Here is a 21,067-nt window from a genome sequence, read left to right as displayed (position 1 = left end):
AGTTGGCGTCAGACCGTAGCCTTTTCGCGCGTTTCAGCTTCGGGACCGGCCTCTTCTTCGCCGCCGTGGGCGATCATGGTCTGCTCATCGAAGGGCTCATTGCCGGAGAGGACCCGCTCTACCTGGCCGTTGTCGATTTCCTTCACCCAAGTACCGATCAGGACCGTCGCCACTGCGTTGCCGGTGAAGTTGGTCAGGGCCCGGGCTTCTGACATGAAGCGGTCGATTCCCACGATCATGCCTACGCCGCCAAGGAGTTCGGGCTTGTGTGCCTGGAGTCCGGCAGCCAGGGTTGCCAGGCCTGCTCCCGTGACGCCGGCGGCTCCCTTGGAAGCGATGATCATGAAGACCAGGAGCGAGATCTGCGCGCCGAGGTCCAGCGGGGTGCCCATGGCGTTGGCGACAAAGAGGGAGGCCATGGTCAGGTAGATCGCCGTGCCATCGAGGTTGAAGGAGTAACCCGTAGGAACGGTGACGCCGACTACCGGCTTGGAGACACCCAGGTGTTCCATCTTGGCGATCAGGCGGGGCAGTGCAGCCTCGGAAGAGGATGTGGAGAAGATCAGGAGGTACTCGCGGGCCAGGTACTTCATGAGCCGGAAGATGTTGACGCCGGCCACTGCCCGGAGGAGGGTTCCCAGAATGACAACGATGAACAGCGCACAGGTGATGTAGAAGGCCAGCATCAGGGTGAACATGCTCAAGATCGCCTGGGCGCCGGTGGCACCGACGACGGCGGCAATGGCGCCGAAAGCGCCGACGGGAGCCAGCCACATGATCATGATGAGGATGCGGAAAACTAGGCGCTGCCCGTGGCCGATCGCAGTGAGGATGGGGGCTCCCTGCTTGCCCATCTTCTGCAAGGCGAACCCGACCAGGATCGCGGCAAGCAGGGTGGGAAGGACTGGAATGTCGCCGGGGATGATTCCCAGGAGGAAGTCCACCGTGCTGTTGGTGTCAGCTTTCTTGTTTGGATCGTAGGGGGTCAGCTTGAGCCCCTCGCCCGGGTGGATGAGGTTGCCCACCACCAGGCCGATGGCCAGGGCGAATGTTGACATGGCCACGAAGTAGCCCAGTGCGAGGCCGCCTACCTTGCCAACGGTGGCAGCTTTGGCAATGGAGCCGATGCCCAGGACGATGGTGCAGAAAATGACCGGCGCGATCATCATTTTGATGAGCTTGATGAAACCGTCGCCGAGTGGCTTCAGTGACTTGCCAACCTCGGGGAACACCAGGCCGACCACGGCGCCGAGTACAACGGCCAGGATCACCGCGATGTACAGGTAGTGCGACTTGTCGAGCCCCTTGCGTCCAGGTTTGGCAGCTACTGCCGACTCTCCTCGTTGAGAGGTCATGGGATTCTCCTTTGGATACTGTGTAAGGCGCTGCGGTCCTGCACTGATGTCCAATCCGCTGCCCTTGTGTGATATCCATCATTGAGCCGCTGGTGACACACATCACCGTTGCGGTCATATTGGTCATGGAGGTCCATGTGTTTCACAGCTGGAGCATCGCCCGTCGCTTGTTCGTGGCAAACCTGCTGTTCGTGCTGGTCCTGACGGCCGTGTTTGGCGCTTTTTCCGTGGTGGAGGCCCGGGACAGGGCCTATGACAACGCCGGCGGACGGATGCTTGCCCTCGCAACGTCCATCGCGAACAATCCCCTTGTCCTGCAGGCGGCAGACTCCCCGGGTCCTTCAGCACAACTGCAGCCTTACGCCCGTGAAGTCATGGACGATGCCGACGCCGATTTCATCACCATCATGGCGCCGGACCGTACACGATGGACGCATCCCCGGCCCGAGGAGCTGGGCAAGCCGTACATAGGAACCATTGATCCTGCCCTGCGAGGCGAAACCTTCACCGAAGTGACTGCAGGAACACTGGGCCCATCGGTGCGTACCATCGCCCCCGTCAAAGACTCCAGCGGAAACATCAAGGCCCTGGTGGCGGCCGGTGTCACCGTCCGCACCGTAGACACCGATGTCGCGGAGCGCTTGGGAGTCATCGGCGGGATTGCCTTGGTGGTTCTGACCTTTGGGTCCTTCGCTTCGTGGCTGCTGGGACGTTACCTCCGTTCCGTGACCCGCGGGTGGGGACCCGAACAGCTGGCACAGCTTTTTGCATACTACGAGTCCGTCCTCCATTCGGTCCGCGAAGGAGTCATCCTGATTGATACCCACGGCAAGGCCGTGATGTACAACGACCAGGCAGCGGAGTTGCTGGGGCTTGGGCCTTCCGACGCCGACCGCTCACCGGACGCTGCCCCGCGGCTGTCCGAACTCCCCCTCGACGGCAGCCTGCGGGCGTTGTTCGAATCCGGCCGGCCGGCCCATGACGAGATCCACCTCACGGGACCACGGATCCTGGTAGTCAACCAGGCCCCCGCCGTGGGGCCGGTACCTGAACGCAGCCGGCAGAAGCCAGCCGTTTATGGGACAGTAGCCACCATCCGCGACCGGACCGAGATTGAGTCCCTGGGTACTGAACTCCAGACCATGAAGACCCTCTCCGACGCCTTGCGGGCCCAGACCCACGAACATGCAAACCGGCTGCACATGATTGTTTCCCTCCTGGAGCTGGGCCGAACGCCACAAGCCTTGGAATTCGCCACCAAAGACCTCGAACTCAGCCAGCAACTCACCGACGACATGGTGGCTTCGGTGGACGAGCCCGTCATGAGCGCCCTTGTGATGGGCAAAGCTGCAGAAGCCCATGAACGGGGGGTGGAGTTGGAGGTCCGGACGTCGGGAAACTCCGGTGTGCGCGGCCTGGAGATCCAGGACCTGGTGACCATCCTGGGGAATCTGCTGGACAACGCGATAGATGCTGCCGCGGCCGGTGACTTCCCAAGGAAGGTACAGCTGGACGTTGAAGCCGGGCCCGCCGCCGTCGAATTCACTGTGCGCGACTCCGGCAGCGGCATCAATCCAGGGTCCATTGATGACGTCCTGCAGTACGGCTTCAGCACCAAGTCTGCGGATGGGAATCCGCGCGGTTCCCACGGCCGCGGAGTGGGCCTTGCTTTGGTGCGCCAGGCGGTGGATCGGCTCAACGGTACGATGACCATCAGCAATCCCGGCGGAGCACAATTCCAAGTAGTGCTGCCGGCGCCGGTTCCCGAGGAAGAGAAGGCATGACAGAGATCCGTGTCCTGGTGGTGGAGGACGAGCCCATAGCCTCGGACGCCCATTCCGTCTACGTCGGCCGCCTGGACGGGTTCACGCTGGTGGGAACTGCACCGGACGGCCAGTCGGCACTGCGGATCCTGGGCGAATTTTCCGCCTCCGGCGCACCTGTGGACCTGGTCTTGCTCGACATGAACCTCCCGGACCTGCACGGTCTTGATGTGGCCCGCCGGATGCGTTCGGCAGGAGTCTTCGCAGACATCATCGCCATCACAGCCGTCCGGGAGCTGAACATTGTTCGCAGCGCCGTGTCCATCGGCGTCGTCCAGTACCTCATCAAGCCCTTCACGTATGCCACTTTTGCCGACAAGCTCAGGAGCTACCAGGCGTTCCGGGAACAGTTGGCGGGCTCCATGTCCGGCATCTCCAAGGCGGGAGCCTCCCAGAGCGATGTGGATCAAGCTTTTGCCAGCCTCCGGGCTCCAACGGAACTACCGCTGCCCAAGGGCCTTTCCGGGTCCACGTTGGAAGCGGTGAAAGAGCTGATGCGGGAGAGGCGGGAGGCAGTTTCCGCCAGTGAAGTGATGGACGCCCTTGGCATGTCGCGCGTCACCGCACGGCGGTATCTGGAATACCTTGCCGACGCCGGGACGGTCACCAGGGCGCCCCGGTACGGCACGCCGGGCAGGCCGGAGAATGAATACGGGTGGAACCGCAGCTAGGCAATGTATACATACCGAGTGAATTTTCGGCATTTTCTCGCCACAAGATGATTCCGTGTATACACTGAGGGCATGCGCGCCAGTGATCGGGCCTACTCGGCCCTACGGGAAGACATCATTGAATGGCGCCTTCGTCCCGGAACGGTCCTGGCGGAAGTTGAGCAATCCGAACGCCTGGGAGTGTCCAGGACACCCGTTCGGGAGGCCTTGAGCCGACTCACTGCAGAAGGGTTGACGACGGCGGCAGGCGGCCGCGGCGTCGTCGTTACCGACATTTCGCTGGACAGCATCGACGAACTGTTCGAACTGCGCGAAACCCTGGAGGTGCGTGCAGCCGCCCTTGCTGCCGAACGAGGCGAACCGGGCATCTTCGCGGAATTGCATGCCCAGCTGCTGCTGGCCCCGGAACTCTTGAGCGACAATGATCCCGCACGCCACGAGTACTACGCCTTGGTGAGCCGGCTGGACGATGCCATTGACACCGCCGCTGCCAATTCCTACCTGGCCACTGCCATGCGGGGTCTTCGTGTCCACCTGGTTCGAGTCCGCCGCCTCGCAGCAGATGACACTGCCCGCCTCCATGCTGCCGCCGGCGAACATGCCGCGATCGCCGAGGCCATCGCTGCGGGCAATCCACGGCTGGCGGAGGCCGCCACTACGGTGCACCTCCACCGCAGCCTCACCCACGTCAAAGCCACCCACACCCCTCATTAGCACCACATCTGACACACACCTGTCTGAAACATCCTGCCGAGAAGGAGCATCATGGTTAAGAGCAACCACGTCCGCGTCTACAAGAGCGAAGAGAACCTGCCCCGCGAGGAGCAGTTGGCGCACAAGATCGCAGTGGTCGCCGCCGACTCCGTCGAGGTCACTGCGGAGGTCACTGACATGGTGATCAACCGGATCATCGACAACGCTTCGGTTGCGATCGCCTCGTTGAACCGGGCACCGATCGTCGCAGCCCGCGCGCAGGCACTGACCCACGCCCCCTCCGCGAACGGCAAGGGCGCCGCTGTTTTCGGTATTACTGAGCAGGTCTCCCCCGAGTGGGCTGCCTGGGCCAACGGTGTGGCCGTGCGCGAACTGGACTACCACGACACCTTCCTCGCCGCGGACTACTCCCACCCCGGGGACAACATCCCGCCGATCCTGGCCGTCGCCCAGCACGTGGGCTCCAACGGCGCGGACCTGGTCCGGGCCATCGCCACGGGTTATGAGATCCAGGTGAACCTGGTCAAGGCCATCTGCCTGCACAAGCACAAGATCGACCACGTGGCCCACCTCGGCCCTTCTGCCGCCGCAGGTATCGGCACCCTTCTTGGCCTCGACGTAGAAACGATCTTCCAGTCCGTGGGCCAGGCCCTGCACACCACCACCGCCACCCGGCAGTCCCGCAAGGGCGAAATCTCCACCTGGAAAGCCCACGCTCCGGCCTTCGCAGGGAAGATGGCTGTCGAGGCCGTGGACCGCTCCATGCGCGGCCAGACCTCCCCCGTGCCGATCTACGAAGGCGAAGACGGCGTGATCGCCTGGATGCTGGACGGCCCCGACGCTTCCTATGAAGTCCCGCTGCCGCTGCCCGGTGAAGCCAAGCGCGCCATCCTGGACACCTACACCAAGGAACACTCCGCCGAGTACCAGGCCCAGGCCTGGATCGACCTCGCCCGCAAACTCCACAAAGAGCACCCGGAAACCACGGACCCCGCCAACGTGGCCTCCGTGCTGATCAAGACCAGCCACCACACCCACTACGTGATCGGTTCCGGGGCGAACGATCCCCAGAAGTACTCCCCCACCGCATCCCGCGAGACCCTGGACCACTCCATCCCGTACATCTTCACCGTCGCCCTGCAGGACGGCGCCTGGCACCACGTTCACTCCTACGCCCCCGAACGCGCCGCACGCCCGGACACCGTGGAACTCTGGCACAAGGTCACCACCGTGGAAGACCCGGAATGGACGCGCCGGTACCACTCCCTGGACATCGCAGAGAAGGCCTTCGGCGGTTCGGTGGAAATCACCCTGACCGACGGCACCGTCATTACCGATCAGATCGCCGTGGCTGACGCGCACCCGCTCGGTGCCCGGCCGTTCGCCCGCGAGCAGTACATCAACAAGTTCCGCACCCTCGCAGCAGGACTGGTGGAGGAAGCCGAAATCGAAAGGTTCCTCACCGCCGTCGAACGCGTCACCGAACTCGGAGCCGGCGAACTGGGCCAGCTGAACATCACCGCCGCTCCTGGTGTCATCGACCTCACCGCAGCTCCGAAGGGACTGTTCTAAATGCTGTACTCCAAAACCACTCCGGAGCAGAAGCGCCTCAAGCTCCGCGAGTTGCTCGACTCCGGGACAGTGCAACAGTTCCCCGGTGCGTTCAACCCGCTCTCGGCGCGGCTGATCGAGGAGAAGGGCTTCGCCGGGGTCTACATCTCCGGCGCCGTCCTGGCCAACGACCTCGGCCTCCCGGACATAGGACTGACCACCCTGACCGAGGTGGCGACCCGTGCCGGGCAGATCGCCCGCATGACCGACCTGCCGTCCCTGGTGGACGCAGACACCGGCTTCGGTGAACCCATGAACGTGGCGCGCACCATCCAGGAACTCGAAAACGCCGGCCTGGCAGGTTGCCACATCGAGGACCAGTTCAACCCCAAGCGTTGCGGTCACCTGGACGGCAAAAACGTGGTGGATATCGACACCGCCACCAAGCGCATCCGCGCCGCAGCAGACGCCCGCCGGGACCCGAACTTCCTCATCATGGCCCGCACCGACATCCGGGCCGTGGACGGAATCCAGGCTGCGCAGGACCGAGCCAAAGCACTCGTAGACGCCGGCGCCGACGCGATCTTCCCCGAAGCGATGCGTGACCTGAGCGAGTTCCAGGCCATCCGAGACGCCGTGGATGTGCCCATCCTGGCCAACATGACCGAGTTCGGCAAAAGTGAACTCTTCACCGTCGAGCAGCTCCAAGGCGTCGGAGTGAACATGGTCATCTACCCGGTAACCCTGCTCCGCATTGCCATGGGCGCTGCAGAGCGTACTCTGGAATCGATCAGGGCTGCGGGGACCCAAGAGGCGGAAGTGGAGAACATGCTCACGCGTGCACGCCTCTATGAACTCGTCGACTACGAGGCATACAACCAATTCGATACCGGCGTTTTTAACTTCCAGGTTCCTGGCGTCCGCTAGGTTCCGGATTCATCAAGGGGAACGCAGGCATTCCGGATCTCCCGGCGCGCCTGCTCTATGAACGAAGGAGTTCAGCGTGGTAGCTGAAGACATCAAAAAGGGCTTGGCCGGCGTCGTTGTGGACTACACCGCCGTCTCGAAGGTCAACCCGGACACCAACTCCCTGCTCTACCGTGGGTACCCGGTCCAGGAACTGGCTGCCAAGTGCAGCTTCGAAGAAGTGGCCTACCTGCTGTGGAACGGCGAACTGCCCAACGAATCCCAGTTGGCTGAATTCACAGCCCGGGAGCGGGCCGGCCGCGCCCTGGACCCGGTGGTCAAGACCGTCATCGACGCCTTGCCCACCACCGCCCACCCCATGGACGTCTGCCGCACGGCTGCCTCCGTGCTCGGCGCCCGGCACGAGTTGGCCGAGGATTCCTCGCCCGAGGCAAACATGAAAAAGGCCATCGACCTCTGGGCTGCCATGCCCGCAGTGGTGGCCTACGACCAGCGCCGCCGCCGCGGCCAGGACGCCGTGGAAGCCCGCGAGGACCTGGACTACTCTGCCAACTTCCTCTGGATGACCTTCGGCGAAGAACAGGTCCCTGAAGTGGTGGAGGCGTTCAACGTCTCCATGATCCTGTACGCCGAGCACTCCTTCAACGCTTCCACCTTCACCGCCCGTGTGGTCACCTCCACGCTCTCGGACCTGCATTCAGCCGTGACCGCAGCCATCGGCGCTTTGAAGGGGCCGCTGCACGGCGGCGCCAACGAAGCCGTCATGCACACCTTTGACGAAATCGGCATCCGCAGCGAAGAATCCCTCGAAGAAGCCGCCACCCGCGCCAAGGCATGGATGGAAGACGCCCTGGCCCAAAAGAAGAAAGTCATGGGCTTCGGACACCGCGTCTACAAGCACGGCGACTCCCGCGTGCCCACCATGAAAGCCGCCCTGGACAAGATGATCGCCCACTACGGACGCCCTGAACTCCTGGGCCTGTACAACGGACTGGAACAGGCCATGGATGAGGCCAAGGCCATCAAGCCGAACCTCGACTACCCGGCCGGCCCCACGTACCACTTGATGGGCTTCGACACCCAGACGTTCACCCCGCTGTTCGTCGCCAGCCGCATCACCGGCTGGACCGCCCACGTCATGGAACAGGTAGCCTCCAACTCCCTCATCCGTCCGCTGAGCGAATACAACGGACCGGAAGAGCGGCACGTCCCCTGACACTTGCTGTCGCGCACCAAGACGTACGACGCCGGGCCTGTCACCGAAAGGTGACCGGCCCGGCGTCGTTCCATTAAGCCTGCCCGGGCTGGCTTTTAAGACTGTTGGGACAGGCTGTTAGGCCTGTCGGGACTGGCTTTTAGTCCTGTCGGGACTGGGGATCCACCCAGTCAATGGTGTGGACGTCAGCAACATTTTCGTTATCCGCCGCCAACGCCACGCGCACGGCAATACGCTGCCCGGCGATCATGGCAGGCAACCAGTGTTCGGCGTCGGCCCACATCCTGTCTACGGGAAGCTGCGCTACGGGGAACCACGCAGGGGCGATCTCATCGCTCTCCGATGGATTCCCTTCCCATACGCGGGTCAGGAATACTGTGGTGGCCATGTTCCACTCCGGCATGGCCGGAAACACAAAGTCAACAGTGCCGGCCGGTATCAGGTCCTTGGCCGCTACTACGACGTTGATCTCTTCCATGACCTCACGGCAGGCAGCTTGCGCAGCAGTCTCCCCCAACTCAACATGCCCGCCGACGCCTACTACCTTGCCCAGGCCAAAACCGGTCTTCTTGGTCCCCAGCAGGACATCTTCGCCATCGATGCCGTCGCGGAGAAGGAAGCACAAGGTCACATGGGCTGCAGTCATGCTGCCTACCTTAACCTGATCTCCCCTGCCGCGGCGGCCATTGCTACAGTGAGCCCATGAGTGAAGGTGGGGGTGACGCGCGGGCTACTGCAGCCGCCGTCGACGACGTTGCCGGGCCGCAGATCGACGACGACGCCAAAGGTGGCCCGGCTGCTGTTGAATCCACCCGCCAACCGACGCCGGAAAAGGATGCCTGGCTGCCCCGATGGCTTGTAGCCCACCCGCTCTACACGGGATGGGCCTGGACGCTCCTCTGGTCCGGGCTGATCGTGTTGGACGAAGTGGTGGACCTTGCCGGATGGACCTGGTACTTGCTGGTCCTCATGGCTGCGCTGCCCACCCTGGTCTCAACGCTCGTGGTCCTGCATGCCACGCCTAGAAGTCATCTGCGGGCGGTGGACGCAACAGTCCTTGGCCACTTTTTTGTGAGGTTCCTGGCGCTGGTGGCCGCGTTCATGGTGTGGGCCGCCTCTGTGGTGATGAGCGCCTCCATCTCCACCACGGTCCAGACCCTGATAGGCGATTCAGAAAAGGAAGTCACAGCGTTGGGGTTCAACCTGATGCTGGCCGCTGTTCCGCTGGTTCTGTCCATCCTGTGGATGGCCTTCATTGTGCGCTGTGCATGGTTCCTGCGCCGGCTGCGGGGGTGGCGGCAGGTACCGCTGAAGACTCGGGTTCCCAAGAAATTCCTCAAGGGCAGGCCCCGGCTCAAGCGTGTTGTGGTGGGCCTGGCGCATCCGGGCCTCCTGCTGGTGGCAGGCTTGGGAACCTCGCTCCTGGCACTTTTCGTCGACGCCGTGGAACTGACGCTGAACGTCCTCGGCTAGCACGGAGAACAGGCAACGCTGTCCGGGGTTATCCCAAGGCCCTTGGATGTGCTGCCGCATAGACTTCGCGCAACGTATCCGCCGTAACCAAGGTGTACACCTGCGTGGTGGTTACCGACGCGTGCCCCAGCAGTTCCTGTACCACCCTGACGTCCGCCCCGCCTTCCAACAGGTGCGTGGCAAAGGAATGACGCAGGGTGTGCGGCGAGACGTCTTTGGTGATGTTCGCTTTGTCGGCGGCAGCCTTGAGGATGGTCCACGCACTCTGCCTGCTGATCCGGCCACCCCGGGCGTTCAGGAACAGCGCCGGCGTTCCCTTGCCCTTGGAAGCGAGCAAGGGCCGGCCACGGACAACATAGGCTCCGACGGCGCGGGCACCGTAGGATCCCAACGGCACCAGCCGCTCCTTGGAGCCCTTGCCGAACAACCTCACGATTGAAGGGTCACCACCGGTGTCCTGGAGCGAGACGTCGTCAACGTCCAGCCCAACGGCCTCACTGATGCGGGCACCGGTGGAGTAGAGGAATTCAAGCAACGCGCGGTCCCGCAGTCCGGTGGGGCTATCGGAACCGGCAGCTTCCAGGATGCGCGTCACTTCGCCAACGCTGATTGCTTTCGGAAGCCGCTTGCCTGGCATGGGCGGGTGAACATCGCTGGCGGGGTCCGCCGTCGTAGTTCCTTCCAACGCCCAAAACTTGTGGAGTCCACGCACTGCCACCACAGTCCGTGCAGCCGAGCGGACACCCAGGACAGCGGCGCCGTCGCTGCCATCAGACAACGCCTGGACGAAGGCCGTCACATGGTGACGGGTAATGTCGCCTGGCCGCTGTACTCCCTGTCCGAGCAGGAAATTGGAGTACCGGGCAAGGTCCCTCCGATACGCCGCAAGGGTGTTCGGTGCCAGGCCGCGTTCCACGCCAACGTGTTGCAGGTAGTCGGTGACTGCGCGATCAATTCCGTTGGGGGTACGGGTGGGGGCCTCGGCCATACTCAGCGCTGGCTCGGATGTGCCGGCCACGGCGCGTTGGCGGGACGAAGGCCCGTAAAACCATCAGCCTTTGCAGCTGCAGCGGCAAGGATGCCCAGCACAGCCGACGGATTGTGCAAGCGGCCCTCCAGCACCGCCTGGACTGCGTCCTCGAGCGGCACCCAATGCAGTTCAATTTCGGCTTCTTCATCCGTGCGGACATGCCGGTCCGCTGCGGGAACGTCGCTGAGGCCCCGTGCCAGGTAGATTCGGACGGCCTCACTCGATGAACCCGGCGAATTGAAGAAGTCCACCAGGACGTTCCACGTAGCCGCCTTGAGGTCAGCCTCCTCGGCCAATTCGCGGGCAGCGCCCACCACGAAGTCCTCACCCTCGACGTCCAACAAGCCGGCCGGGATCTCCCACAGATCCATGCCGACAGGATGCCGGTACTGCTTCAGCAACAGGATCTCGCCATCCACGTTCATGGGCAGCACCGCTACAGCGCCGGGGTGGTCGATGTAATCGCGAACCAGGGTGTCAGTGCCGTCACTGAGCTGGAAGGAATCGCTGACAACGTCCCAGATGCGGCCCTCATAGACTTTGCTGGTAGACAAAAGACGGCGCGGGCTCGGCATGTCCGAAACCTGCCTTGATGTGCTGGGGGTTTCAGAAATACCGGGCATCGCGCCGTCCTTCGTTAGTACTTGCGTTTTACTTGGCAGCTACCGTGCGGGCACCGGTCTTGGTTGCCACAGGGGCACCTTCGCGACGCTCCAAGGCAGCTTTGACCAGGCCTGCGAACAAGGGGTGGGGACGCGTGGGGCGGGAGCTGAGCTCCGGGTGCGCCTGCGTAGCCACGTAGTACGGGTGCACTTCGCGGGGAAGCTCCACGTACTCCACCAACTTGCCATCAGGAGAGGTACCGGAAAACACCAGGCCCTCTGCTGCGATCTGGTCACGGTACTTGTTGTTGACCTCGTACCGGTGACGGTGGCGTTCGCTGACCGTCGTGGTGCCGTAGGTCTCGGCGATGACCGAGCCCTCGTCCAGCTTGGCTTCGTACAGGCCCAGGCGCATGGTGCCGCCAAGGTCTCCCTTGCCTTCAACGATGTCCAGCTGCTCTTCCATGGTTGCGATGACCGGGTACTTCGAATCCGGCTCGAACTCGCTGGAGGAAGCGCCTTCAAGGCCAACCACGTTGCGGGCGTACTCGATCACCATGCACTGCAGGCCAAGGCACAGGCCCAGGACCGGAAGCTTGGACTCGCGGGCGAACTTCAACGCACCGAGTTTGCCTTCGAGGCCGCGGATGCCGAAACCACCGGGCACGCAGATGGCGTCCACGCCGGCCAAGGCCTTGGTGGCGCCTGCATGGGTTTCGCACTCATCCGAGGGAACCCAGCGGATCTTGACCTTGGCTTCGTTGGCAAATCCGCCGGCGCGGAGTGCCTCGGTGACCGAGAGGTAGGCGTCCGGGAGGTCGATGTACTTGCCCACCAAGGCAACTTCGACCTCATGCTTGGGGTTGTGGACAGCTTCAAGGAGCTTGTCCCATTTGCTCCAGTCAACGTCCTTGAACGGCAGATCCAGCGCACGGACGATGTAGGAGTCCAGGCCCTGGGAGTGCAGGGTCTTGGGGATGTCGTAGATGCTCGGGGCATCAGCGGCGTTCACCACGGCGTCGATATCGACGTCGCACATGCGGCCGATCTTCTCGCGCATGGCCTCGGGGACTTCGCGGTCCGAACGGATCACGATCGCCTCAGGCTGGATGCCGATGGAGCGGAGGGCTGCAACAGAGTGCTGGGTGGGCTTGGTCTTCAGTTCCTGGGACGGACCGATGTACGGAACCAGCGAAACGTGCAGGAAAAAGACGTTGTTGCGGCCAACATCCTGGCGGACCTGGCGGGCCGATTCCAGGAACGGCTGCGACTCGATGTCGCCCACCGTGCCGCCGATCTCGGTGATGATGACGTCCGGAGCGTTCTTGCCTTCGGCAGGAAGGCGCATGCGGCGCTTGATTTCATCGGTGATGTGGGGAATGACCTGGACGGTGTCTCCGAGGTATTCGCCGCGACGTTCCTTGGCGATGACTGTCGAGTAGATCTGGCCCGTCGTGACGTTGGCCGAACCTTCAAGGTTTTCATCAAGGAAGCGCTCGTAGTGTCCGATGTCGAGGTCGGTTTCGGCGCCGTCATCCGTCACGAATACTTCGCCGTGCTGGAAGGGGTTCATCGTGCCCGGATCCACGTTCAGATAGGGATCGAGCTTCTGCATAGTTACAGACAAACCGCGTGCCCGCAGCAGGTGACCGAGGCTGGAAGCCGTCAGCCCCTTACCGAGCGAGGACGCCACACCACCGGTGACGAAGATGTGTTTGGTCGTCTTGGACGAGCCCGGGAACCGGGAATTTACACGGGAATTTGATCGCTGCACCACGGAATTCGAGCTTATCATCAATTACGCCTTCCAAGCGTCTGTTCGGATTCCCCAAATGGTCAATAGTTGCTCACCACCGCATTCCAAGCAAGAGCTGTACGGGATTTGGTGTGCCAATGTGATGGTGCTCCCACTTGCCTTGGCCCTTCCAGTCCGGGTCTGGGCGCTCTGTGGACCAGGCGCGCTGTGGGACTAGGCGCGCTGCGAGACTAGGCGCGCTGCGGCAGCAGCTTCGCGTCGTCGAGCAATTCCTGTGCGTGCGCCTGTGCCGACTCGGAGTCCTCCTGGCCGGCCAGCATGCGGGCCAACTCCTTGACGCGCTCATCGTCGCTGAGGAGTTGGACATCGCTGGAGGTGAAACCGGTGGTGGTTTTCCCGTCAGCTCCGCGCACGGACGTTTTTGTCACGCGGATGTGCTGATCGGCGAACGCAGCAACCTGGGGCAAGTGCGTCACCACCAGCACTTGGACGTGCCGGGCAAGCATGGCAAGCCTCCGGCCGATTTCGACGGCGGCCCTGCCGCCCACGCCCGCGTCCACCTCGTCGAACACGAACGTCGGGACGGGATCCACGGCGGCCAGCACCACTTCGATGGCCAACATCACCCGGGACAGTTCACCGCCGGAAGCGCCCTTGCCCAACGGCCGTGCCGGAGCCCCGGAGTGCGGCTGGAGGAGGAAGGCGATCTCGTCGGTGCCCCATGGACCCAACGGTCCAGTGCCATCGACCTCAATGACCAGCGTGGCATCGGCCATGGCCAGGGCCTTCAGCTCCGCGCTGACACGCGCCGAAAGGTCCTTGGCTGCCTTGATCCGCGCTTTGGAGATGGCCGCAGCCTGCTTGCGAAGGGTTGCCTCAGTGGAAGCAACTTCGGCGTCGAGGGATTCGATACGGCTGGAGTCGTCCTGCAGCTCATCCAAACGGGCCCGGGCGGTTACTGCCCACTCCAGCACTTCGTCGATACTGGGGGCATATTTGCGGATCAGCTTGGCAAGGGCAGCACGGCGTTCCTCGATCTCGGACAGCCGCTCCGGGCCCTCCGTGTCCAAGGCGGCCTGGTAACTGGACAGCTCCGTAGCAATGTCGTTGAGCAGGAACCCGACTTCTGCAAGCCGGGCAGCGGCGGACCGCAGCTCTTCGTCGTGCTCTGCCACGTGCTCCAGGGTCCGCTTGGCGGCATCGACCATGGTTGTTGCATCGCCGGCATCCCCGAATTCCTCCGCAATGAGGGACTCGTGGGCAGCGGCGGCGGCCAGCCTCAGCTCTTCGACGTTGGCAAGCTTCACGGCCTCCGCCTTGAGTGTCTCGTCCTCGCCGGGCTGCGGATCCACCTCATCGATCTCTTTGAGGGCTGCCTCCAGGGATTCGGCCTCGCGCAACCGCTCCCGCGCTTCACTGCGGAGAGTTTCAAGCTCTGACTGGATCGACTTCCAGTGGCTGTACAGCTCCTGGTACTCCCCCAGGGCCTTGGCGAGGGGCGCCCCTGCGAAACGGTCCAAAGCATGCCGCTGCGCCGTGGAACTCTTGAGTCGGATTTGGTCCGACTGCCCATGGACCACCACCAGGCTCTCGCCCAACTCGGCCAGAACCCCCACAGGTGCCGCGCGGCCGCCAACGTAAGCACGGCTGCGCCCATCGGCACCCACGGTACGGGCGAGCAGGAGCTCGGCAACGCCGTCGAACTCTTCGGCCTCACCGCCGGCTTCCCTGGCACGTTCAACGGCGCTGTGTGTGGGATCGAGCTTCAACACCGCCTCGGCGGAGGCTGACTTGGCCCCGCTGCGGACGGCACCGGCATCTGATCGGGCACCAAGGAGGAGCCCGACGGCGGTCACCACCATGGTCTTACCCGCACCGGTTTCGCCGGTGACCACGCTCAGGCCGGGGCCCAGCGGCAGGGCGGCATCGGTAATGACGCCAAGGTCACGGATTCGGAGTTCTTCAAGCATGGTTCACTTCGCATTCGTGGGATCGGAAAGGTCACCGTCCCGGGGACCATCTGCATCCCGCGGGCTGTCTACATCCCGGGGACTGGGCAACGGAGCCGGCGAAAGGGTGCGGATGACCGGGATGGGGCCGGTATGGACTTCGCCTGTCCGGGGAGCCGGACCACGCCAGCCATGGATTGGCAGCTCAAACTTGCGGACCAGACGGGCAGAGAACGGAGTTTTGTGGGTACGTGCCAGGCGCACCGGAGTGGCCGAACGCGTCACTTCCACACGTGCCCCTGGAGGAAGATCCACCGAACGGCGCCCATCGCACCAGAGGACTCCAAGGGCTTCGGTGCGGTTCATGATTTCCACGGCCAGCTTGGACCTCGGAGAGACCACCAAAGGCTTGGCAAAGAGGGCATGGGCGCTGATCGGAACGATCACCAAGGCCTCCACCTCAGGCCACACCACCGGCCCCCCGGAAGAAAAAGCGTAGGCGGTGGAACCCGTGGGGGTTGCCAGGACTACGCCGTCGCAGCCAAAGGACGTCAAGGGGCGTTCGTCCACCTCCGTGACAACTTCCAGCATGCGCTCCCGGTTGGCCTTTTCAATGGCAGCCTCGTTCAACGCCCAGGTGTGCCAGATCTTTTGGCCCTTCACCCAGACCTGGACGTCGATGGTCATGCGTTCTTCCACCGTGTACTGCCTGCTTGCGATCCACTCCACCGTTTGGGCGAGGTCTGCGCGTTCGCTCTCCGCGAGGAAGCCAACATGGCCCAGGTTCACGCCCAGCATCGGGACGTCCACTTCCCGGACCAGCTCCGCGGCGCGAAGTATGGTTCCATCCCCACCCAGCACCATCACCAGCTCCATGTCTTCAAGATTGACGTGGTCGTTCAGGATCTCGATTGGTGTATCCAACGCTCCGAAAAACCGTTCAATATCGGCCAGTTCGGACTTCTGCAGCACAGGAACCAGCCCTGAGGAATGCAGTTGCGTACAGGCATCCCACGCTGCGCGGAGCGATTCTTCCCGCCCTGTGTGGGCAAGGACAAGTACACGCCTGCTCATCGGTTCTGCTTTCTAGTGGTTCGGCCAGAGTTTCTTGATCAACGCAGCAACGTCCCCGTCCCGCTCTTCGATCTTAGGCAACACCGCGGACATACCACGCTTCATCCACAGGAAGTATTCAACATTTCCGTCCTGGCCCGGCAGCGGACTGGCCGCTATATCCATCAGGACGAGCCCCGCATCCACCGCAGCCCTGGCGACCTGCGTAACCGCCCGGCGTCGTTCATGGTCCGAAGAGACCACGCCTGTCCGGCTCAGCCGCTCTTTGCCCACTTCGAATTGCGGCTTGACCATCAGGACCAAATCACCGCCGGGTTCGGTACATTGCGCGAGGGGCCACAGGACCAAAGTCAACGAAATGAAGGACAAGTCAGCCACCGTCAGGCTGACGGGCCCGCCGATCTGCTCCGGCGCCATGTACCTGACGTTCATGCCCTCATGGACATCTACCCGGGGATCGTCCCGCAGGTGTGGCACCAGCTGGCCGTGACCTACGTCAACGGCCACGACGTGCGCGGCACCCTGCCGCAGCAGGACGTCGGTAAAGCCACCCGTGGAGGCACCGGCGTCGAGGCACCGCTTACCGGCAACCACGACGGCGGGAAACGCCTCCAGTGCGCCCGCCAACTTATGACCGGCGCGGCTGACGTAAATATCCTCCAGGTGGGCCTCGACGCTCAAATCCGTTGTCGGGTCGACTTGGAAGGCGGCTTTGGCCAGGACAGTCCCGGCGGAGCTCACCTTGCCGTCGCTGATGAGCTTCGCTGCATGGGTGCGTGACCTCGCCAACCCACGGGTGACGAGCTCCTGATCAAGTCGGGCCATACGCTTAGCTGTCGCTTTCCAGGCGGGGAGTGTTTATGGGGGCGGCCGGCAAACCGGGTTCGGAGTCCAAAGCCTCCAGCAACGAGTCGTGGATCGCTGCGTACAGGTCACCATGATCCGCCACCGGAGCCGCCGGAACGCTTCCCAGTCGATTCAGTGCCTTGTCAACCAGCGGGTCCCCCGTAGGAGTCGCGGCATCGGGCCACTGCACCTCCGGGCGCACCGTTTCGGGGCTCACGGACGCTGGAATCCCAGAGGCAGGACTTTCGGAGGCAGGGCTTCCGGGCACCGGACTTCCGGACGCCGCGCCATCATGCACGGGGCCGGAAGCCGAAAAGTTGTGGGGCTGGATCATCGCACCAGTCTAGTGAGTTCGCCATTCCAGTTGCGGAGCGTGGGCCACCGTTGTGTCAGGCACTTCGGCCCACCACGCGGCGCAAGCTGCACGCCAGGCATCGAGGTCGCCCTCCTCACCTGTCACAGTGACGGTTCCGTCCCCGGCAACTGCCGAAGCTGCCCCGCAACGGAACGTCCCGCCGTCGTCTACTACTTCGGGGTACGGGGCGTACAGGCCCTCAAGGTCTGCCAAGAGGTAGCCGGGACGCTCGTCCGTCCTGGCCGCGAGGATGGTCTGTTTGGTGTCAACCCCGGTGAGGACTGCCGCCGTCGCATATCCTGCGCGGTTGCCGCCCAGGATATCGGTGTCCAAACGGTCGCCCACCACCAAGGGACGATCAGCGCCAAGCCGCTTCGCGGCTGCATGGAACAGCGGCGCCTCGGGCTTACCAGCCACCAAAGGCGTCTTTCCCGTAGCAGCCGCCACTGCAGCCACCAAAGTGCCGTTCCCCGGCGCCATACCCCGGGCCTGCGGAATGGACATGTCGGTGTTCGTGGCAAACCACATGGCTCCCCCGGCCACCACATACGAAGCCTCCGCCAGATCCTTCCAACCGATCTCCGGGTTGAAACCCTGGACCACGGCAACCGGGGATTCAGCGGCACTATGCACCGGTTTGAGCCCGACCAACTCGATCTCGTGGGCCAGAGCCGCGCTGCCCGTGATAAGCACGTGCGCCCCCGCAGGCAGCATGGAAGCCAAGAGCTCCCCTGCTGCCTGGGAGGAACTGACCACCTGATGGTCCTCCGCGGGCGCACCCAACTCACGCAGGTGCGCCGCGACCTGGGCCGGGGTGCGGGAAGCATTGTTAGTCACGTAGCCAAGGCCTACGCCTACGGTTTCGAGACGCTGCAACGCCTCCACGGCCCCCGGGATGGCGTGCGGTCCTGCATAGACCACACCATCCAGGTCCGAAAGGACAGCATCAAAGGATGAGATCAGTGAATCAGCCATGCTGGGAGTCGGTGCCCTGGTTGTCGGCGTCTTCTTCCGCTGACTCATCCTCGTCAGCTTCTGCCGAATCGATGTCCGACTCAGCGTCATCGGATTCGAAGTAGTCAGATTCCGCGTCATCCACCTCAACGTCATCATGCTCAACGTCAGCCGCTGCGGCTTCCGCGATGACCGTTTCCGTTTCAGGTCGAACGACGTCGGACTCCGGAGCCGCCTTGACGAAGCGCGGCTTGCGGGCGGCTGCTTCCTCCTGCTCGTCCCATCCGAGGTCAAGGATCTCCGGCTCAGCGAAATCGCCGACGCCCAAGGCATTCTCGGCCACCAGCGCCTGGCGGGCCCACTTGTCCGCTTCCTCCGTGCGACCCACAGCGGTGAGCGCTTCAGCGTAGGCACGGAACAATCGCGGGCTGTAGGAGAAAGCCCTGTTGATGTCCAGCTGAGGAATCTCCAGCTCGGTGACAGCGGCATCAAACTGCTTGAGATCCGCACGGGCACCGGATGCCACCATGGCGAGCTCCACCTTGCCCGGAGCATCAAGGTCCTGGGCTTCGGGAGAACGAACCATATCCAGGGCACGGTCCGGGCGTCCCAGGCCACGCTCGCAATCAGCCATGACCGGCAGGTGCACATTGGACCCGCTGATACGGCGGTACGTACGGAATTCACGCAGCGCCTCGCCGTAGTGCCCGGCCGCGTAGGCTGTCAGGCCCACAGCTTCACGAACAACCGACAGACGCCCGCCGCGACGGCTTGCTGCCAAGGCATGCTGGAACGCCAGCTCCGGCTCGATGTCGATCAAGCGGCCGGCCATGACCAGGTGCTTGGCCACCCAGCCTGCGCTTTGCTCTTCAAGAGTCTTGATTTGGTGGCCCGTTGCGCGGTCCAGTTCCTTACCTGTGACATCCTCATCGATCTCGGGAGAACGTTCGCGGTCGGGACGGTTGGCACTCCGGATGTCCTTGGCGTTGGGAACCCGCGCCGGACGGTCTTCCCAGGAGTTCCCCCGGTCATTGCGGTCACGGTCTCCACCGAAGGAACGACGCTCGCCATCACGGGAGGGACGGTCGCCGCGGTCACCGAAGGGCTTGCGGTCACGGTCGCCGAACGGCTTACGGTCACCGCGGTCGCTGTTGAAAGGACGACGGTCATCGTGGTCGCGACGGGGACCGTCGAAGTTCCGCGGACCGCGCTCGGGACGGTCGCCGAACGGCTTACGGTCACCGCGGTCGTTGTTGAAAGGACGACGATCATCGCTGTCGCGACGCGGGCCATCGAAGTTCCGCGGACCACGCTCGGGACGATCACCAAACGGCTTACGATCCCCACGGTCATTGTTGAAAGGACGACGATCATCGCCGTCGCGACGCGGGCCATCGAAATTCCGCGGACCACGCTCGGGACGATCACCAAACGGCTTTCGATCCCCACGGTCATTGTTGAAAGGCCGACGCTCGCCATCACGGGCGGGACGGTCACCGAAGGGCTTACGATCACGGTCGCCGAACGGCTTGCGGTCCCCACGGTCATTGTTGAAGGGACGGCGATCATCGCCGTCGCGACGCGGGCCATCGAAATTCCGCGGACCACGCTCGGGACGATCACCGCGGTCATTGTTGAAAGGCCGACGCTCGCCATCACGAGCCGGACGGTCGTTGCCGTCACGGTTTTCCCTGGAACGGAACCCACGGGGATCCCCGCCTGAGTTGTTGTTGGGGCGGTACGAACCGCGGTCGTCGCGATTGCCGCCAAAGTTTCCGCGATTGCCGCCGCGATTGCCGCCGTTGTGCTCAGCCATGGTGGATTCCTCCTGTTGCGAGCCGACCACTGGCGCGTGCGTAGTCGCTCATAACCCTTATTTCGTTTTCACGCCGCCGGCAGCACTCAGCTACCGACTCGTATGTCTTATGCAATTCTATTCGACGCGACCACAGCGATCGAACGCCTCGGGCCTATTAGCAGCTCCCGTGGGAAGTCTCACAGCTGATGAAGATGCCCACCCTTGCGGCCCATGCAACTCTGGATCAACGGCCCGGGCCGGTTGTCATCCATTTTATGGAGGCCACGCAGAATGCTTACTGGGTGGCCCAGCCGGTGCTTGATGTGGTGCCTGCTTGTGGTGGTGTTGTGGTGGTTAAAGGGGAAGAGCCCCGACCTGTGGTCGGGGCTCTTGCCTAATGTGTGTCCGGCGGTGTCCTACTCTCCCACACCCTCCCGGGTGCAGTACCATCGGCGCTGTGGGTCTTAGCTTCCGGGTTCGGAATGGGACCGGGCGTTTCCCCCACGCTATGACCGCCGTAACTTTTTTACCCGTCCCGGGCTGGCCGGACACCCTGTGTTGGGGGTGTGGTTGTCCTGGGTGGGAAGTTTGTGGTTACAACTGTGGTGCTTGGTTGTTATTCAGTTGCTTGGTTCCGGCAACCCGTGGTGGGTTGTTGTTCGGGAACCACATAGTGGACGCGTGCAGTGTGTTGTGTGGTGTAAGTTGTTGGCCTATTAGTACCGGTCAGCTTCACGAGTCTTTAGTCCTCGCTTCCACATCCGGCCTATCAACCCAGTGGTCTGGCTGGGGGCCTCTCACACGTAATGTGTATGGAAATCTCATCTTGAAGCGAGCTTCCCGCTTAGATGCTTTCAGCGGTTATCCCATCCGAACGTAGCTAATCAGCGATGCACTTGGCAGTACAACTGACACACCAGAGGTTCGTCCGTCCCGGTCCTCTCGTACTAAGGACAGCCCTTCTCAAATTTCC

General features: G+C 63.1%; 19 protein-coding genes and 2 rRNA genes. 8 read left to right on the top strand and 13 right to left on the bottom strand.

The window, feature by feature from the left end; all coding sequences use genetic code 11:
- Nucleotides 1-8 precede the first annotated feature (8 nt).
- Nucleotides 9-1,355 carry a cation:dicarboxylate symporter family transporter gene (locus BLQ01_RS21825; RefSeq protein ID WP_091554397.1) on the bottom strand — a complete coding sequence of 449 codons (1,347 nt, stop codon included), beginning with the start codon at nt 1,353-1,355 and terminating at the stop codon, nt 9-11.
- Between the two features lie 137 nt (nt 1,356-1,492).
- Here BLQ01_RS21825 and BLQ01_RS21820 point away from each other — a divergent pair, with 137 nt between their 5' ends.
- From BLQ01_RS21820 to BLQ01_RS21795, 6 genes are all read left to right on the top strand, one after another.
- A complete protein-coding gene (locus tag BLQ01_RS21820) occupies nt 1,493-3,139 on the top strand; it encodes a sensor histidine kinase (protein ID WP_091554408.1) in 1,647 nt (548 codons plus the stop codon).
- Nucleotides 3,136-3,849, top strand: coding sequence for a response regulator (locus tag BLQ01_RS21815; RefSeq protein ID WP_026542465.1), 714 nt, complete (start codon nt 3,136-3,138; stop codon nt 3,847-3,849). Before BLQ01_RS21820 ends, BLQ01_RS21815 begins: the two co-directional genes overlap by 4 nt.
- Before the next feature lie 72 nt (nt 3,850-3,921).
- A complete protein-coding gene (locus BLQ01_RS21810; RefSeq protein ID WP_026548561.1) occupies nt 3,922-4,563 on the top strand; it encodes a GntR family transcriptional regulator in 642 nt (213 codons plus the stop codon).
- A gap of 51 nt (nt 4,564-4,614) precedes the next feature.
- Nucleotides 4,615-6,135 carry an MmgE/PrpD family protein gene (locus BLQ01_RS21805; RefSeq protein ID WP_091554395.1) on the top strand — a complete coding sequence of 507 codons (1,521 nt, stop codon included), beginning with the start codon at nt 4,615-4,617 and terminating at the stop codon, nt 6,133-6,135.
- Nucleotides 6,136-7,041 (top strand): methylisocitrate lyase, encoded by a 906-nt coding sequence (gene prpB / locus BLQ01_RS21800; RefSeq protein WP_091554392.1) that lies wholly within the window; start codon nt 6,136-6,138, stop codon nt 7,039-7,041.
- Between the two features lie 76 nt (nt 7,042-7,117).
- Nucleotides 7,118-8,257 carry a bifunctional 2-methylcitrate synthase/citrate synthase gene (locus tag BLQ01_RS21795; protein ID WP_026542462.1) on the top strand — a complete coding sequence of 380 codons (1,140 nt, stop codon included), beginning with the start codon at nt 7,118-7,120 and terminating at the stop codon, nt 8,255-8,257.
- 139 nt (nt 8,258-8,396) lie between these two features.
- Here BLQ01_RS21795 and BLQ01_RS21790 read toward each other — a convergent pair whose 3' ends face one another.
- The gene (locus BLQ01_RS21790) at nt 8,397-8,903 is read right to left on the bottom strand and encodes an 8-oxo-dGTP diphosphatase (protein ID WP_091554389.1); all 507 of its coding nucleotides are present in this window, start codon (nt 8,901-8,903) and stop codon (nt 8,397-8,399) included.
- A gap of 56 nt (nt 8,904-8,959) precedes the next feature.
- Between BLQ01_RS21790 and BLQ01_RS21785 the strand changes: the two genes are divergently transcribed.
- On the top strand, nt 8,960-9,730 hold the full coding sequence (locus tag BLQ01_RS21785; RefSeq protein ID WP_091554387.1) for a hypothetical protein: 771 nt from the start codon (nt 8,960-8,962) through the stop codon (nt 9,728-9,730).
- Between the two features lie 28 nt (nt 9,731-9,758).
- Here BLQ01_RS21785 and xerD read toward each other — a convergent pair whose 3' ends face one another.
- The 9 genes from xerD to BLQ01_RS22765 form a co-directional block, all read right to left on the bottom strand.
- Complete coding sequence (gene xerD / locus BLQ01_RS21780; protein ID WP_035761171.1) at nt 9,759-10,718, bottom strand: site-specific tyrosine recombinase XerD; 960 nt, start codon at nt 10,716-10,718, stop codon at nt 9,759-9,761.
- Between the two features lie 2 nt (nt 10,719-10,720).
- Nucleotides 10,721-11,383: an NUDIX domain-containing protein gene (locus BLQ01_RS21775; RefSeq protein ID WP_091554385.1), complete on the bottom strand. Its 663-nt coding sequence runs from the start codon at nt 11,381-11,383 to the stop codon at nt 10,721-10,723.
- 28 nt (nt 11,384-11,411) lie between these two features.
- The gene (locus BLQ01_RS21770) at nt 11,412-13,157 is read right to left on the bottom strand and encodes a CTP synthase (protein ID WP_026542457.1); all 1,746 of its coding nucleotides are present in this window, start codon (nt 13,155-13,157) and stop codon (nt 11,412-11,414) included.
- Nucleotides 13,158-13,348: 191 nt separating this feature from the next.
- On the bottom strand, nt 13,349-15,088 hold the full coding sequence (gene recN, locus BLQ01_RS21765) for a DNA repair protein RecN (protein ID WP_091554383.1): 1,740 nt from the start codon (nt 15,086-15,088) through the stop codon (nt 13,349-13,351).
- 3 nt (nt 15,089-15,091) lie between these two features.
- On the bottom strand, nt 15,092-16,141 hold the full coding sequence (locus BLQ01_RS21760; RefSeq protein WP_091554381.1) for an NAD kinase: 1,050 nt from the start codon (nt 16,139-16,141) through the stop codon (nt 15,092-15,094).
- A 12-nt stretch (nt 16,142-16,153) separates the two neighbouring features.
- Nucleotides 16,154-16,966: a TlyA family RNA methyltransferase gene (locus tag BLQ01_RS21755; protein WP_026548554.1), complete on the bottom strand. Its 813-nt coding sequence runs from the start codon at nt 16,964-16,966 to the stop codon at nt 16,154-16,156.
- Between the two features lie 4 nt (nt 16,967-16,970).
- On the bottom strand, nt 16,971-17,321 hold the full coding sequence (locus BLQ01_RS21750) for a hypothetical protein (protein WP_254779568.1): 351 nt from the start codon (nt 17,319-17,321) through the stop codon (nt 16,971-16,973).
- 9 nt (nt 17,322-17,330) lie between these two features.
- Nucleotides 17,331-18,317, bottom strand: a complete 987-nt coding sequence (locus BLQ01_RS21745) for an HAD-IIA family hydrolase (RefSeq protein ID WP_026542452.1) — start codon at nt 18,315-18,317, stop codon at nt 17,331-17,333.
- Nucleotides 18,310-19,146: a tetratricopeptide repeat protein gene (locus BLQ01_RS22765; protein WP_254779567.1), complete on the bottom strand. Its 837-nt coding sequence runs from the start codon at nt 19,144-19,146 to the stop codon at nt 18,310-18,312. Before BLQ01_RS22765 ends, BLQ01_RS21745 begins: the two co-directional genes overlap by 8 nt.
- Nucleotides 19,147-19,158: 12 nt before the next feature.
- Between BLQ01_RS22765 and BLQ01_RS22760 the strand changes: the two genes are divergently transcribed.
- Nucleotides 19,159-20,019: a hypothetical protein gene (locus BLQ01_RS22760; RefSeq protein WP_254779566.1), complete on the top strand. Its 861-nt coding sequence runs from the start codon at nt 19,159-19,161 to the stop codon at nt 20,017-20,019.
- A gap of 478 nt (nt 20,020-20,497) precedes the next feature.
- On the opposite strand, the gene rrf is transcribed toward BLQ01_RS22760, so the two are convergent.
- Nucleotides 20,498-20,614 (bottom strand): 5S ribosomal RNA (rrf, locus tag BLQ01_RS21735).
- Between the two features lie 175 nt (nt 20,615-20,789).
- A 23S ribosomal RNA gene (locus tag BLQ01_RS21730) occupies nt 20,790-21,067 on the bottom strand; the annotation flags it as partial.

This window comes from Arthrobacter sp. UNCCL28 (genome assembly GCF_900102805.1).
GTDB lineage: Bacteria > Actinomycetota > Actinomycetes > Actinomycetales > Micrococcaceae > Arthrobacter > Arthrobacter nicotinovorans_A.
This window is presented reverse-complemented; position numbering and strand designations above follow the sequence as displayed.